Source organism: Streptomyces sp. C36 (genome assembly GCF_040932295.1).
In the GTDB taxonomy this organism is placed as follows: domain Bacteria; phylum Actinomycetota; class Actinomycetes; order Streptomycetales; family Streptomycetaceae; genus Streptomyces; species Streptomyces triculaminicus.
This window is the reverse complement of the sequence record NZ_JBFQGI010000001.1, coordinates 979,583-995,696: the sequence shown is the minus strand read 5'-3', so window position 1 is coordinate 995,696 and position 16,114 is coordinate 979,583. Positions and strand designations below refer to the sequence as shown.

General features: G+C 73.9%; 7 protein-coding genes. All 7 read right to left on the bottom strand.

Annotated elements, in window-relative coordinates; all coding sequences use genetic code 11:
• Window positions 1-30: 30 nt before the first annotated feature.
• The 7 genes from AB4K12_RS04375 to AB4K12_RS04345 all read right to left on the bottom strand — a co-directional run bounded on the left by AB4K12_RS04375 (window position 31) and on the right by AB4K12_RS04345 (window position 16,104).
• Window positions 31-1,098 carry a class I SAM-dependent methyltransferase gene (locus AB4K12_RS04375; protein WP_368432903.1) on the bottom strand — a complete coding sequence of 356 codons (1,068 nt, stop codon included), beginning with the start codon at window positions 1,096-1,098 and terminating at the stop codon, window positions 31-33.
• The gene (locus AB4K12_RS04370) at window positions 1,095-2,291 is read right to left on the bottom strand and encodes a glycosyltransferase (protein WP_368432902.1); all 1,197 of its coding nucleotides are present in this window, start codon (window positions 2,289-2,291) and stop codon (window positions 1,095-1,097) included. The genes AB4K12_RS04375 and AB4K12_RS04370 overlap by 4 nt, the downstream gene beginning before the upstream one ends.
• On the bottom strand, window positions 2,288-3,082 hold the full coding sequence (locus AB4K12_RS04365; RefSeq protein WP_368432901.1) for an alpha/beta fold hydrolase: 795 nt from the start codon (window positions 3,080-3,082) through the stop codon (window positions 2,288-2,290). Before AB4K12_RS04365 ends, AB4K12_RS04370 begins: the two co-directional genes overlap by 4 nt.
• Window positions 3,079-3,399 (bottom strand): acyl carrier protein, encoded by a 321-nt coding sequence (locus AB4K12_RS04360; RefSeq protein WP_368432900.1) that lies wholly within the window; start codon window positions 3,397-3,399, stop codon window positions 3,079-3,081. The genes AB4K12_RS04365 and AB4K12_RS04360 overlap by 4 nt, the downstream gene beginning before the upstream one ends.
• Window positions 3,396-7,856, bottom strand: coding sequence for a beta-ketoacyl synthase N-terminal-like domain-containing protein (locus tag AB4K12_RS04355; protein ID WP_368432899.1), 4,461 nt, complete (start codon window positions 7,854-7,856; stop codon window positions 3,396-3,398). The genes AB4K12_RS04360 and AB4K12_RS04355 overlap by 4 nt, the downstream gene beginning before the upstream one ends.
• A 41-nt stretch (window positions 7,857-7,897) precedes the next feature.
• Entirely contained in the window at window positions 7,898-14,758 is a 6,861-nt protein-coding gene (locus tag AB4K12_RS04350; RefSeq protein ID WP_368432898.1) for an SDR family oxidoreductase, read from the bottom strand.
• 296 nt (window positions 14,759-15,054) lie between these two features.
• Entirely contained in the window at window positions 15,055-16,104 is a 1,050-nt protein-coding gene (locus AB4K12_RS04345; RefSeq protein WP_368432897.1) for a 2-aminoethylphosphonate ABC transporter substrate-binding protein, read from the bottom strand.
• Window positions 16,105-16,114: the final 10 nt, after the last annotated feature.

Sequence of the window (16,114 nt, the reverse complement as noted above, 5' to 3'; positions counted from 1 at the left end):
GCGGGTTGGGGGCGGGGTGAGGAGCGGTGGTCAGGACGCGGTGCCGTTGCGTGCCACGATCCGGTAGGCGTTGGAGAGCCGCGTCCGGCGGAGGAGCGGGGCGAGCAGTTGTTCCGCGCCGTACACGCCGGCCAGCAGGGGGGCGGCCGACCAGAACAGGGCCGTACGGGCTTTCCGCTGGAGGTCGCTGGGCGGGGCGGCGTGCCAGGGTTCGTCGGCGAGGGGCAGTGCGTTGACGAGGGCGAGGACCGCGGCCCCGGTGAGGTCGAACGGGATGTGGGGCTCGTGCCGTTCGACGGCGACGACGGTGTAGCCGAGTGATTCCAGTTCGCGGCGAAGGTTGGCGAGCGGGATGAGGTGCAGGTGCTGGGGCTGGAAGTACGGCATCCAATAGCGGCCCAGGATCGCGCTCGAGACGCACTCCGGGTCCGGGACCTCGATGATCAGGTGTCCGCCGGGGGTGAGGACCGTGCGGGCGGCGGTCAGTTCCGCGCGCGGGTCAGTGGTGTGCTCCAGATAGTGGAACATGCTCGCCGTGTCGTACGTGCCCTCGAGCTTGGGGGCGAGTTCGGTGAGCAGGCCGCGGTGGGCCTCGGCGATCCGGCCTTGGCGCTTGGCCTCGTCGACTCCTCCGCTGAGGTCGAGGCCGTCGAAGGTGGTGGCCGGATGCACCGTCCTGGCGGTCTGGGGGAAGTGCCCGTGCCCGGTGCCGACGTCCAGCCAGCGGCGGGGGGCGCCGAACGGGAGGAGGGCGCGGGCGCTGGCGAGGTAACGCTTGCGGTTGCCCTTGCCGTCGAAGACCCATTCCGCCAGGTCGGCTCCCAGGCCGTCGTAGAAGTCCCGGTAGTAGAAGTCCAGGCCCTCGGGCGTGAGCTGAGGGTTCTGGAAGGAGTGGGAGCAGTCGCGGCACTGGTCGATCACGAAGGTGCCGGGCTTGTGCTGAAGCAGGTCGACGGTGCGCAGCCGGGTTCGCAGGCGGGAGGAGCCGCACCAGGGGCACATGGTGCGTTTCGGGGTGTGGAAGCGGTCCGTGCCGAGGGCGAGTTCGCGCTGGTAGTCGACACGGAGCCGGTCTACCTCCTGGGTCCGGTTCATCATCTTCCCCGATCTCCTTGTCCTGTGGGGGCGACTTCTTCGATGGGCGTGGCGACTTCTTCGAGATGTGTGGCGGCCGCGGCGGCGCCCCCCGCGGCGCGGAAGGATTCCTGGACGCGGCGGGCGGCCGCGCGGTACCGGGGGTCGGTGAGCACGGCGTCCAGTGCGGCGCCGATCGCGTGGCGGTCGCCGCGGCCGAACCGGATGCGGATCCCGGCACCGGCCGTGGTGAGCTGTGCGGCGATCACGGGCTGGTCGTCCCGTATGGGGGCGACGACCAGGGGCACCCCGTGCAGCAGCGACTCGGCGACGGTGTTGTGGCCGGCGTGGCAGACGACTGCGGACGCCCGGCGCAGCAGGGCGAGTTGTGGCATGCGCCGCACGGCCAGCACGGTGTCGTCCGAGGTGCCCTCCAGCACCCCGCCCAGGTCGGCGACGACGGCCTGGAGGTGCGGTGACCGGTCCCGTACGGCCGCCGCGCACTCGGTGAGGAAACGGCCGCCGAGGTCGGTGTTGGCGGTGCCGATGGACACCAGAACGGTGTGCCGTGCGGGGTCCGGCCACTCCCAGGGGAAGGGCGTGGTGTCGGGCCGCCGGGCGAGGGCGGGTCCTACGAAGCGGGTCTGCGGGGGCGCGGCGCACTCCCCCGTCAGGGCGGTGGTGGTGAAGGCGAGGACGAGGTCGGGCGAGAAGCGGGGGTCGTGGGTGCGTGCCGGGTCGCCGAGCTCGGCTCGCAGCCCGGCCAGCAGCCCGTGGATCCATTCCTCCACCTTCGGCATTCCGGCGAGGGCGTCGGAGAACTCGGCGGAGGTGGTGGCGGAGGTCGCGTAGGGGATGTTGAGCCGTTCGGCCGTCAGGGCGCCGGCGAGCGCCTGCTGGTCGGCGACCATCACATCCGGGCGGAAGGCGGCGACGGCCCGTTCCACCCCGGGCGCCATCGCCACGGCGAGCGGGGCGAGGCAGTCCTGCCACAGGAAGCGCAGCGCGGCGGCTCCGCGCAGCCCCGGAGGCCGGCGGAGATCGCGGGGTATCTCGCAGGGGTGGATGTCGGCGCCGGGCCCCGCCGGCTCCTCGACGAGGCCGGGGAGACCGGCCCAGGCCACCCGGTGCCCGCGCCGGGTGAGTTCGGCGGCCACCGCGGCGGCCGGGTTGATGTGCCCGACGAACGGCGGCACCACGAAGAGGAACCGGCTCATGCCCGTATGGCCTCCGCCCGCTGCCGATGGCCCGCCCGGACCCAGTCGAGCATGAGCGCGCCGACGGCGCGTGGGGCGTTCACGAGTACGTAGTGGCCGTGGCCCGCCACGTGATGGGTACGGCAGTCGGGGAGCAGGGATTCCAGCCATGGCGCCGTGCCGGCGAGGTCGGAGGTGTCGCCGTACACCGCCAGCACGGGCAGATCGAGCGCCCGCCAGCGTTCCTCGGCGGGTATGCGGCTGGCCGCGATGTCCTCGGCGATCGTCGTCCCGTGCAACAGCGGGCAGGCCTGGCGCGCGAGCCGGGCTTCGTGCCGGCCGTTGGTCCGCTCGATCCGGGGCAGGGCCTCCTCGTCCCGGAGATCGGTCGCCGAATCCGCCAGAAGCCTGCTGACCTTGGCCGCCCAGGCGGCGGTGGGTGGTTCGGACTCGACCACCAGGAGGCTGGCGACGCGGTCGGGGTGGCGCAGGGCGTAGTCGAAGGCGACGGTGCCGCCGAAGGAGTTCCCGATCAGGTGGACCGGCCCGGTGGTGTCCGTACGGTCGAGGAGGGCGGCGAGGTCGTCGGTGAAGTCCTCGAGGCGGTAGCCGGTGGCGGGGCGTTCGCTGCGGCCGTGGCCGCGCTGGTCGTACATCACCACGTCGTGTCCGGCTGCCGCGAGGGCCGGGGCCACGGTGAAGTAGTAGCTGGTCAGATTGTCCGTGACCATGCCGTGCACCAGGACGACGGTGCCCTGGCCGACCGGTCCGAGGCGTACGGAGTTCAGGCGCGGGCGGCCGGCCCCGTTCACCCCTGGCACCCGGCGATGTGACGCACCACGTGGCCGACGGAGAGCCCGATGATCTCGGAGAGTTCGAGGGAGGCGAAGAAGGCCGGGAAGTCGACCCGGTCGCCGTACCGGTGCCCGAGTTCACCGGCGAGGGTGACCAGGTCGATGGACTCCAGGTCGAGGTCCTCGACGAAGCGGGTGTCCATGGTGATGGCCGTGCCCTCGAGGCCGATCTCGGGGAGTACGGCGTGCAGTGCCTCGGTGACCTCGGCGAGCACGGCGTTCTCACCGGCCCCCGGGAGGGGGGTGGCGGCGTCGGGTGTGGGGGTGGTGGTCATGAGGGTTTCTCCTCGTGATGCTGCCGGTGGGTGTCCTCGGTCCAGGCGACGATGTAGCGGCGGGGTCGCAGGCCCGGCGGATTGCCGACCTCGGCGAGGGATACGGGGTGGGTGCGGCCGGAGGGCGTACGGACCGTCAGGCGGTCGCCGTCCGCGGTGGTGACGCGGAAGTCCCGTGGTCTTCCCCGCAGGCCGGTGCCCTCGGCCTTGGCCGCGGCCTCCTTGGCCGCCCAGAAGCGGATGAGGGTGCGCGCGCCGCCACCGAGGCGGTCGTGGAGCGGGTGTTCCTCGGGGGCCAGGACCGCGTCGCGGGTCGTCTCCGGCCGCTCGGTGATCTCCTCGACGTCGATGCCGACGGGTGCGCCGCCGGCGGGACGTACCAGGGCGACGGCCGCTTCCGCGCAGTGGGCGAGGGACAGGTCCAGGGGCGGAAGTTCCCGGCCGTGCACTCCTTCGGGGTGAGGGCGGCCGCTGTCGTCGTTGCGCACCCGGATCTCGGCGGGGAAGACGGGGCCGGCGCCGTGCTGCCAGAGGTGGTGGCGTACGGCGTCCTTGGCGGCGATCCGGCCGAGCAGCCACTGGTGTCTGCCCCGCGGCGGCCGGGCCGCGTAGGCGTCTCGTTCGGCGCCGCCCAGCACGTTGCGCATCATCAGCTCGCGGGAGGCCGGGTCGGGCCAGTATTCGAAGACCAGGTGCCAGCCGCCGGGCTGTGGCCGGGCCAGGGTGCTGCGCTCGGGGCGGCGCCGGATGGCGTCGGTGGCGGCGGGTGAGTCGAAGCGGCGATTCTCCCAGCCGTCGATCTCGCACCAGACGGTTCCGCGGTGACTGAGCTGGATGTCCGCTGTCAGCCGGGTATCGGTGAGGGAAGTGATACGGACGTGGCAGTCGAGGCGCTCGCCGGTGGTGGGTTGCGGTCCGTGGTAGCGGATCTCGCCGATCCCGACCGGCAGGACGACCGTGCCGTCGGAGCGGGTGGCCATCAGCCAGTAGCCGATGAGATGCCCGGCGCTGTCGAGGAGCGCTCCGGGCGCGGGCGGAGCGGTGAGCACGCCCCGGACGTGCCGTGCGCCGAGTCCGGTGACCGCGGTGACGCCCTGGTAGAGCGGGCCGTGGAACATCCAGCGCTCGTCGTACATGCGCCGGGCCGAGACGGTGGGCGCCTCTTCGCCGGCCGGGGCGGGCCAGCGGGCGGGCGGTGCCGGGTGGCGGGGCGCCGTTTCGGTCTCCACGCGCGCGTACCCGCCGAAGTCCACGGTGTGGTGGCCCGGCCGTCCGGGGACGCTCCGCACGGTCGTGGTCACGTCGACGGCGGGCTCGGCGACCAGCCACGCGAGGAAACGGGCGTCGCGGACGGCGACCGTGACCCCCGTGCCGGGCGCGGCCGCCGCCGCGTCGGTCATGTGCTGGACCATGGTCGTCGCGGGAACCACGGGCCAGCGGTCGCCGAGGTCGGGCCAGTCCGGCCGCTGGCGGTAGAAGCAGTGGTCGGTGAGGTACGGCATGGTGTCGAGGGCCACCCGGAGGGTGCTGACCCGGACGTCCGCCGCGTGGCCGGGCGTCGCCGGGGCGGAGGCGCTGATGGCCGGAACCGGCGTGGTCCGCGCCGGGGCCGGCGGAACCGTGCGCGCGGTGTCGTGCGCCGCGAACAGGGCCGCGGCGGTGTCGGCCGTCTCGGTCAGCAGAGCACGTAGGCGTTCCGCCTCCGGGTAGCGCCGTGCGGCGTCCTCGAGCTGACCGGTGCCGGGCGTTCCCTGGCCGCCGAGGGCGCCGCGCAGCACCGTACGGAGCCGGTCCCGGGTGGCGGGTTCGAGACGGACCGGCCCGGCGTCCAGGCCGAGCCGTACGCCCGGCCGGGCCGATGCCGCGGCCGACGGTGGCGTGGCGGTAGTGGTGGCGCGGCCTCCTCTGGGGGCCAGGGCGGCGAAGTCGGGCTCCGCCCCGTACGCCCACAGCCCGGCCACGGCGCGCCGCATGTGGCCGAGGGCGTCGTCGCCGGCGCTTCCGGCCGTGACCGCCACGTGCTCGCGGTCGGTGAGGATGTCACCGACCAGGGACGGCAGCTGGCCCTGTCCGGCCTGGACGAAGGCCCGGAACCCGGCCGCGTGCAGGGCTTCGACGAGACCGCGGAACCGGACCGGCTCCAGCAGGTGGCGCACGGCGAGCTCACGGACCTCCGTCTCACGGTCCGGGAACGGCGCGCAGGTCGTCCCCGACCACACCGGCACCGAGGTCGGGTGCAGGGTGAGGCGCCGCATCGCCTCCCGGATCGGCCCCAGGCTGGGCGCCAGCATGGGCGTGTGGAAGCCGGACGCGAAGGGCAGGGCACGGCCGATCACGCCGTCCCGGCGCAGTCGTCCGGTCACCTTCTCCACGTGGGCCGCGGGGCCGCAGACCACGGACTGGTGGGGGGCGTTGTCGTGGGAGAGCACCACCTCGTCGATTCCGGCCAGGGCCGCCTCCACCTGGGCGGCGGGCGCTCCGAAGGTGACGAAGACCAGGTCCGGGAACTCCAGGGCCATGGGGTCGAGGTCCCGTAGGAGGGCGTCCACTTCCTTGTCGGCGAAGATCCCGCCGACGGCCATGGCGGTCCACTCCCCCACGCTGTGCCCGGCCAGGGCGTCGGGGGCGATACCGCAGCGGCGGAGCGCGGTGGCCAGGAGCCGGCCGGCGTCGACGACGGCGGCGGCGTGCTCGGCGACGGCGCCGACCTGAGCCTGCTGCCAGGAGGGGCGGGGCAGTCCGAAGTGGCGGGCGATGTCCTCGCCCTGGGCGGTGAACCCGGCCTCCAGGCCGGGGAAGAGGAAGGCGGTACGGCCACCGGCCGGTCCGAGCAGGGGCCTTGGTGCGAACCATACGTCGCGGCGACCACCCCAGGCCTGACCGCGGGCGACGATTTTGCGGGCCAGTGCGAGACGGTCGGCCCCGGGCCCGGCCACGGCCAGCCGGGCGCCTCCGGCGCCGGTGTCGCTTCGTACGCGCAGTCGGGCGTCCTCGGTTTCGAGGAGCGCGCGCAGTTCCTCCGTCGTGTCCGCTGTGATCCGCAGGACCGGTTCGGGCTCGGCCACCCGGAGCGCCGTGGGCGCGGAGCGTCTCCTTCCCGCCGCGGGGCGGAACTCCTCGAGGACCACGTGGGCGTTGATGCCGCCGAAGCCGAAGGCGTTCACCCCGGCCCGGCGCACCTCCGCCTCCCAGGGGCGGGCCACCGGGGACGGGCGGAAGCGGGTGGTGAGCAGCTCGGGGTGGGGGTCGTCGCAGTGCAGGGTGGGCAGCAGCACCTGGTGATGGAGGGCGAGCGCGGCCTTGACCAAGGCCGCGGCCCCCGCCGCCGGCATGGTGTGGCCGATCATCGACTTGACCGAGCCGATCACCGCGTCCGGCTCGCGCCCGGTGCCGAACACCCGGCGCAGCGTGGTGATCTCGGCCGCGTCACCGTTGGGGGTGCCTGTGCCGTGCGCTTCCAGCAGGCCGATCGCGCCGGGGGCTGCGGGGTCCAGGCCGGCCGCCTCCCAGGCGAGCCGGACCGCCCGGGTCTGACCGTCCGGGTCCGGGTTCACCAGGGCGGCGGCGCGCCCGTCGCCGGCCACCCCGGTGCCCCGGACCACCGCGTACACCCTGTCCCCGTCGCGCACGGCGTCGGCCAGCCGTTTGAGGACGAGCACCGCGGTGCCCTCGCCCATCAGCACACCGTCCGCGTCCCGGTGGAAGGGGCGGATCCGCTGTGTCCGGGAGAGCGCCCCGAGCCGGGCGAACACCGACCACAAGGTCACGTCGTGGCAATGGTGCACGCCTCCGGCGAGCATCACGTCGCAGCGCCCCGCGGCCAGCTCTCCCACGGCCTGGTCGACCGCCAGCAGGGAGGAGGCACAGGCCCCGTCGACCGTGTAGGCGGGACCGCGCAGGTCCAGCCGGTTGGCGATGCGCGAGGCGGCGAAGTTGGGGACCAGGCCGATGACCGCGTCCGGGCTGTCCGGCCCCAGGGCCTCCTCGAAGGCGCTACGAACCTGAGCCAGCCGCTCCTCGCCGAGCTCGGGCAGCAACTCCCGCAGCGTACGGGTCAACTGACCTGCGGTACGCACGCGTTGGTCGAGCCGCGCCAGTCCGGGCGTGAGGTAGCCGCCCCGGCCCAGCACCACGCCGACCCGTGCGGGATCCACCGTGGCCAGGCCGCCCGCGTCGGCGATCGCGGCGGCGGCCGTGCGCAGGGCGATCAGCTGGTCGGGTTCGGTGGCCGGGACGGAGTCCGGCATGATGCCGAAGGCGACGGGGTCGAATCCGGTGAGCCGGTCGTCGACGAAGCCGCCGCGCCGGCAGTAGATGGCACCGGAGCGGTACTCGTCCTCGTCCCAGCGCCCCGGCGGTGCCTCGGAGATGGCGTCCACGCCGGTGAGGAGGTTGTGCCAGTAGCGGTCCAGGTCGTCCGCGCCCGGCAGCATGACCGCCATGCCGGTGATGGCCACCGGTTCCTGTGCGGGATTCCCGGAATGACCGTGGTCCACCGTCACCACCCCGGAGCGGCGTGGACGACCTCGCACGTGTCGTCGTCACCCCAGGTCAGTTCGCGCAGCAGGGCGAGCGTCCCCTCCCTCGGGTCGATCAGGCCGATGCCGCGCCGGGCGTACTCCCGGGCGAGCTCGGGGCCGACCATCCCGCCGTACGTGCCGTCCGGGGCCCACGGCCCCCAGTGGACGGTCACCGCCCGCGTGCCCGTGGAGCGGTGCCATGCCCTGCCCTGTGCGGCGAGGGCGTCGTTGGCGGCGGCGTAGTCCGCCTGGCCCCGGTTGCCGTACACGGCCGCGACGGAGCCGAACAGCACGGTGAAGCGGGGTGGTGCGGGGAGCCGGCGCAGCGCGGCGAAGAGAGTACGGGCGCTCTCCGCCTTCGTCTCGTGGACGCGGGTGAAGGACGCCGGGTCCTTGTCGGCGATGAGTTTGTCCTCGATGACGCCGGCGGCGTGCACCAGGCCGTCGATGCGTCCGTGGCGGGCGTGGGTCTCCTTGACCGCCTGCTCTACGGCCTCCGCGTCCCGCAGGTCGACGGAACGGTATCCGCCCTCGCCGCCGGCCGCGCGGATCGCGGCGAGGGTCGCCTCGATCCCGCGGCGGGCCAGGATGAGGCCGGCTTGCCGGTCGATCTCCGCGGGGCGGAGCTCGCCGCGCTCGGCGAGCGCGGCCCGCAGCGCGGCGCGGCCGGTGACGCCCGCGATCCCGGGCGGCTCGGGGGCGTCGACCAGGGCGGTGCGGCCGAGCAGTTCGATCCGGCAACGGGCGGCCGCCGCGAAGGCGACGGCGACGCGCGCGGCGATGCCGCGTGCCCCGCCCGCGAACAGCAGGACGGAATCCGGCCCGAGCCCGAGGGCCGTGACCGCCCGCTCCGCGGTGGACTCGTCGTCCGTGAGCAGCGGGCCCAGCGGTGTCTCCTGCGGCTCGATGCCGAACCGTCGGCCGTCTTCGGTACGGACGACGACGGGTTCCCGGTCGGGTGCGAGGAGTTCCGCGACGATCGAGGCCGCCGTGCCGTCGGTGTCCTGCCCGCCGGGAAGGGACACCAGGCGGGCTGTCGTGTCCGGATACTCGCGGGCGACGGTGCGGAGGAAGCCGCCCAGCCCGTCGAATCGATCCCCGTCCTCGGCCCACCGTACGCACAGCAGGCGGCGCGGTCCGCGTCCGAGCAGGTCCTTCAGGAGGGGGAAGGCGCCCGGCAGCACGGGCCCGGCGGACTCCCCCGCGGGCCCGGCCAGCAGGATCACCCCGTCCAGCGGCCCGGCCGGGTCCGTGGACGTGCCGTCGGAGTGGGTGGCGTGCGCTCCGTGCTCCCGGAGCCGGGCGACGAGGGCCCGGGCGGTACGGTCGCCGCCGCCGAGCACGAGGACCTGCGTGTCCCGTAGGGCCGGGGAGCCGTCGGGTGGCGGTGTGTCGTCCAGGGTCACGCTCCGCGGGACGTACCGCCGGGGCGCGACTCCGGTCGGCTCCGCGGCCGCGGTGTCGTCCGGCTCCCGCTCCGGGCGCGAAGTGAGGGTCCGGGACTCTGTCGGACCTCCCGTGTGCGCGTCCATCCACTCCACGATCGACGCCACGGTCCGTGCGCGGGTCAGGCTCTCCAGGTCCGCGTCGTCCGGGATCCGCGCCCCCGCGCCTCCCAGGCGCTTCGCCAGTTCACCGGCGATCTCCGTCCGCTTGATCGAGTCCACGCTCAGATCGGCCTCGAGGTCGAGCTGGGGGTCGAGCATCTCCACCGGGTAGCCGGTCCGTTCGCTGATGACCGACAGCACCGTGCGCAACAGGTCGGGCTCGTCGGCTTCCGCGGGAAGGGCCACTGCCGCCGCCTCAGCCGCCACTGCTGTCGCTGCTGTCGCTGCCGGAACGGCGGCCGATTCCATCACCGGCGCGGGGGCCTGCGGCGGGATGGCCGCCGTCCCGCCGAAGTACGTCAGCAGGACGTCCCGCTGCGCCGCGATCAGCTCACGGCTGCCGCGCAGGAAGTCCTGGAGCAGGACCGCCCGGTCCACCCCTCCGCTCCCGTTCGCGTCGGCACCGCCCAGGGCCGGTGTCAGCGGTGCGATCCGCCGGGCCGGCCGCATTCCTCCGGGGAGCAGCGCGCCGTCCGCGGTGCGGACCAGGTGCCCGTCCACGATCCAGCCGGGGCGCTCCGGCGTCCGCCCGGGCTCGGCCACCACCGCGTCCCGGCCCGCGAACAGCGCTTCCGCGTCGACGTGGACGCCCCCTGAGACCGCCAGCCGGGCCAGCGCCTCCAGGTGACCGCGCAGACCCGCCTCGGGGTGCGGCTCGAAGGGGACGGCCAGGTGGGGTCGGTCGCCGAGGGTGGCGCGCACCAGGCCGGTGAGTACGGTGCCGGGGCCCGCTTCGACGAAGATCCGCGCCCCGGCCTCGTACATCGCCTCGATCTGCTCGGCGAAGCGCACCGGCGCCGTGATCTGCCCGGCGAGGCGGGCCCGCAGCTCCGTGGTGTCCGCCGGGTAGCGGGTCGCTGTCAGCCCGGACCACACCGGGATGTCCGGTGCCCGTAAGGGACGGGAGGAGAGCGCCTCGGCGAAGGTCTCCGCCGCGCCGGCCATCATCGGGCTGTGGAAGGCGCACGCCACGTCGAGCGGCTGCGCGCCGAAGCCGGCGCCACGCAGTGCCGCCACGCCCTGGCGCACCGCCTGGCTCGGCCCCGCGATCGTCGTCTGGGAAGGGGAGTTGTGGCCCGCGACCACCACCTGGCCGGCGAGACCGGCCCCGGCCAGTACGGCTTCCACGACTGCCGCGCCCGCTGTGACGGCGGCCATGGTGCCCGACTCGTCCCCGGCCGCGCTCAGCATCGTCCCGGCGCGCAGCTCGCTCAGCTCCGGCAGGTCCGCGGCGGGGAACGCGTCGGCCACGCACAGCGCCACGAGTTCCCCGTAGGAGTGACCGGCCACCATGTCGGGGCGGACTCCGAGCTTCGACAGCACGTCGTGGGCGGCCAGGCAGGCGGTGCCCAGGGCGGGCTGGGCCCGTCGGGTGTCGGCGAGCCGGGCGCGCTGTGCGTCCCGGCTCGCCGGGTCGAAAGCGGCCGGCGGGAACATCGCGTCGGCCGGGGCCCGGCGCAGGTGCTCGTGCGTCTCCGGGAAGGCGGTGAACAGGTCCGCCAGCATGCCGGGCCGCTGGCTGCCCTGGCCCGGGAAGAGGAAGGCCAGCTTGCGGGTCTCGCCCTCCGCGGTGGCCGCGTGGTCGTTCCCCCCACTCCCGGCCGTGAAGACGCCCGGCGCCGCACTGCCTGCCAGCGCGACCCGTAGCAGGCCGGGCAGTTCGGCGAGGTCGGAGGCGACGACGGCCGCGGTGACCGGCCCGGCGGCCGGGTCCGCGGCCCGGCGCGCCGCTGTGCGTGCCAGGTCGCGGAGCCGCCACGGCCGCCAGTGGGCGGTGTCCTTCCCGTCCCCGGCGGCGGCCGTTCCGGCGACCGCGCGGTCCGCGTCCGTCTCGGCCAGCCGCAGCAGCTCCTCGATCGCCGCCTCGCTACGGAACAGGAACAGCTCGGCGGGCCAGGCGTCGGCGGCCTGGCGTGGCGGCGCTTCGTTGTCGCACCCGCCCAGGACCACATGGAAGTTGGTGCCGCCGAAGCCGAAGGCGCTCACGCCACCCACGCGTTCCCCGGACGGCGTGGCCCAGGGCAGGGCCCGTTGGTGGAAGACGAACGGACTGCTCTCCGGCCGCCACGCCGGATTGGGCCGCCGGATGTGCAGGGTCGGCGGGCGCACTCCGGCGTACAGCGCCAGAGCCGTCTTGATCACGCCGGCGAGGCCAGCCGCGCACTTGGTGTGGCCGATCTGCGACTTCACCGAACCGATCACGCTCGCGCCCGGTGCGGCCCCCGACTCCTGGAACACCTCGGTGAGCACGTCGAGTTCGGTACGGTCGCCGACCACCGTGCCGGTGCCGTGCGCCTCGACCAGGCCGACCCGGGCCGGTGAGATCCGGGCCTGGGCGTAGGCCCGCTCCAGCGCCGTGCGCTGGCCCTCCGGTCGCGGCGCGGTCAGGCCGCGGGAGCGTCCGTCGCTGGAGGAGCCGACGCCCTTGACGACGGCGTAGATCCGGTCGCCGTCGCGCTGCGCGTCGGCCAGTCGTTTGAGCACCACGCAGGCGACGCCCTCGCCCAGGGCGATGCCGTCCGCCCCCGCGTCGAAGGTCTTGCAGCGGCCGGTGGGCGACAGCGCGTGCACGGAGGAGAAGAGGACGTAGTCGTTGATGCCGTTGTGCAGGTCGGCGCCGCCGCACAGGGCGAGGTCCGCCGCGCCCGTCGTCAGCTCCTTGCAGGCGACGTCGAGGGCGGCCAGCGAGGAGGCGCAGGCGGCGTCCACGGTGTAGTTGGCTCCGCCGAGGTCCAGGCGGTTGGCGATCCGGCCGGAGATGACGTTGGCGAGCATCCCGGGGAAGGAGTCCTCGGTGAGGGCGGGCAGCTGCTCCGCCAGGTCCTCCGGAAGTCGTCCGCCCAGATAGGACGGCAGGACGGTGCGCAGCGTGGTCGCGCCGGCCATGTCGCTGCCCGCCTCGGCCCCGAAGATCACGGCGGTGCGTGCGCGCGGGAAGTCACGCCGCTCGTAGCCCGCGTCGGCGAGGGCGCGCCGGGCCGCCTCCAGGGCGAGCAGCTGCACGGGGTCGACGGAGGCGAGCGAGGACGGTGGAATGCCGTAGCGCAGCGGGTCGAAGGGGATTCCCGGCAGGAAGCCGCCCCATCGGGAGGCCGAGGTGTCGTCCGCGGGCGCTTCCGTGCCGTAGTGGAGGGCCGGGTCCCAGCGGTCCTCGGGCACTTCGGTGACCGCGTCGGTGCCGGCGAGTACCTGGGCCCAGAAGGCGGGCAGGTCGGGGGCTCCGGGGAACATGCCGGCCATGCCGATGATCGCGACGTCGAGCGGCGGCGCGGGGGCCGGGGTCGTGCGGTCCGTCGCCCCGGAGGGCGCGTCGCCGGTCAGTTCCGCGGCGCGCCGCTCGTAGAAGGCGGCCGCCCGGTCCGTGACGGCGTGGTGCAGCTCGGCCACGGTGGTGGTGGCGTCGCGCAGCACCGCGACCTCCCCGGCCATGAACATGCCCTCGTCGAGCTGCCGTTCCTCTCCCACCTGGCGGAGCTCGTCGTCCACGCGCTCGACGCCCTTGGCGGCGATGCGCAGCCGTCCCAGGTTGAGCCGTTCCAGCCGCTCCCAGGCTTCTCGTCCGCGGACGCCTCGCCGGCGCAGGTCGTCCTGGTGCCTGCGGTAGGTGGCGGTGAACGGGCTCGGTACGCAGCGGGTGACGTGGCCGGGCGCGGTGTCCAGCAGGACGGTGCTCTCGGCGGTGAGCACCGTGTGCTGGAAGGCCGGCTGGAGCGCGCCGCACTCCACCGCCTCGTGGGTGAAGAGGTACGCGGTGCCCATCAGGACGCCGACCGCGGCACCGCGTCGGGTCAGCCCGGTGGACAGAGCCGCGACCATGGCCGCCGAGCGCTCGTCGTGGATCCCGCCGGCGAACAGCACCTCGATCCCAGGTGGCTCGTCCCGCTCCCGCCGGTCGCGGTCGTCCAGGAACCGTTCCAGGACGGCCAGCTGGGCCTCCCAGAGCGGGAAGGAGTTGCTGGGCCCGACGTGGCCGCCGCACTCGGCGCCCTCGAAGACGAAGCGCCGGGCTCCCGCGTCGAGGAACTGCCCGAGCAGCCCGGGCGTCGGGACCTGCAGGAAGGTGCGGACGCCGTGGGCTTCCAGCGCGGCGGCCTGCGTGGGGCGGCCACCGGCGAGGACGGCGTGGGTGGGCCGGAGTTCGCGTACGGCTTCGAGCTGGGCGCGGCGCACGTCGTCCGGCGCGAAGCCCAGGATGCCGACGCCCCAGGGCCGCCCGTCGAGGACGGCCCTGGTCTCCTCCAGGAGGGACCTGGTCCGCTCGGGACCGGAAAGGGCCAGCGCGAGGAACGGGAGGCCGCCGCCCTCCGCGACGGCCGCGGCGAAGCGCGCCTGGTCGCTGACCCGTGTCATCGGCCCTTGCGCGATGGGGAGTTCGGTGCCGAGCGAGCGGCTCATGGCGGATCCGGGGCGCAGCGCCTCGGGCCCGCCGGGGGTGCGGAGCGCCCGGTCGATGCCTTCGCGTACGGACCGTATCGCGGCGCCCACCGTGCGGTGGTCCTGGGCGAAACGGCGGGCGAGGAAGGCGTCCTGTCCGAGCGGGACGGGGCGGTCGCGCAGTTCGGCGGCCAGGCCCGGCCGGTCGCGGTCCAGCAGGCGCCGCCCGTCGGCGAGGATCGTGCCGGTGCCGTCCGCCGTGCGCAGCAGGCGGGCGAGCGCGGGCGGGGTGGCCGCTTCCTCCAGCAGTGCGAGTTGTACGTCGAGTACGACGCCGGTGGCGCCGGCGAGGACGGCCGCCGCGGCGGTGTTCGGCCCGATGCCGCCGCACGCCCAGAGGGGGACGTCCGCTTCCGGGTCGGCGAGCAGTTGTTGCAGCAGGACGAAGGTGGACAGTTCGCCGGCAGGGCCGCCGCACTCACTGCCGCGGGCGACGATACCGGCCGCCCCCGCCCGTACCGCGGCACGGGCCTCGGCCCGGGAGCGGACCTCGGCCAGGACGGTGACGCCTCCGCCCCAGTCCGCGGGCCGGCCGACGCCGGGGGCGAGCAGGACGGTGTGCGGTCCTGGGGCGTGCCGGTCGTGCAGTTCGTCCGGATGGAGTGCGCACTCCTCCGCGACACGTACACCGAAGGCGCCGCCGGTCCAACGGCGGGCGAGGGAGAGGGCTTCGCGGGCGTGTCGGCCTCCGCCGCCGAGGTCGAGGATGCCCAGCCCACCGGCTTTGCGGATGGCCGCGACGAGCCGCGGGTCGGCCTCCCCGAAAGGACTGACACCGATGACGGTTGTCTGCACCACGAAGACGGCTCCCCACCAGGAACTCTGGAATCTGGACGATGCCGGAGGAGCCGGACGCAAGGACGATCGCTCCCGCCTCCGCAGTTACTTGAGCCTCTGCAGCAAACGTTCCGGATCACCGTTTCACGCCCGCAACCGGAGGGACAAGTCCAGTTACACGGCGCACAGTTGCATACACGGGAATCCTTTTGGCGCTCGCGCATCATATTCCGCTTGACATTGGACCTCAATACTCAACCTGCGACCGGCCATTCGCTGCCCGGCGCCGAGTGGACCCCCAGGACGACCCACCCGGGTCAGCTGCCGGTGGCCGTCTTCCACGCCTCGACATAGGAGGGGAGGTTCTTGTCGATGTCGGCCCAGTCGGGCTGGAAGATCTCCACTCCGCGCATGATGCCGGTGAGCGCGGTGGCGTTGAGGTCCGTCGCCTTGACGTCCGTGCGGGAGGGGAAGCCGCCGCCCACGGCCGAGACCTCGCGCTGCACGCGGTCGGTCAGGAGGTGGTCGAGGAACTTCTTGGCGCTCGCCGCGTGCGGGGCGTCCTTGACGAGGCCGGCGGCGTACGGGAGGGCGAACGTGGTGGGCTTTCCGTTGTCGCCCGCGGGGAAGAAGATGCCCTGGTTCGGCATCGACTTCGTGTTGGCGAAGTTCATCTGTACGTCCCCGTTGGCCACCAGGAGTTCACCCTTGTCGACCTTGGGGGCGAGCTGACCGGTGGACTTGGAGGGGCCGACGTTGTTCTTCTGGAGGTCCTTGAGGTAGGCCATGGCGGGTTCCCTGCCGCCGAGGTCGTGCATGGCCTTGATGAGGACGGCCGTGCCGTCGCCCGCCACGCCGGGCGTGGAGTACTGCAGCTTGCCCTTGTATCCGGCGTCGAGGAGGTCCTTCCAGGTCCTGGGAGGGGTGTTGTGGAGCTTCTTGGTGTTGTAGATGAAGCAGAAGTAGTTGTTGGCGATGGCCGTCCACTTGCCCGCGGGGTCCTTGGCGCCGTCGGCGACCTTGTCGGAGCCCTGGGGCCGATAGGCGGCCAGCAGGCCTTTGCCGTCGGCCTGCTGGATGAAGGGCGGCAGGGTGACGACGACGTCGGCCTTGGTGTTGGACTTCTCCCGGGCCAGGCGCTGCACGACCTCGCCGGAGCCGCCCTCGACGTAGCGGACCTTGATGCCGGTCTCCTTCTCGAAGTCCTTGAAGACCTTGTCGTAGAAGCCGGAGCCGTCCTCGGCCCTGAGGCCGTCGGCGCTGTAGACGGTGATCTCCTTCGCGTCGGCGCCGGCCGTCCCGCCGCACCCGGTGAGCGGCAGGACGAGCAGGGCGGCCAGGGGAAGCATCAAGCGGGTACGGGGCATGGCGGACTCC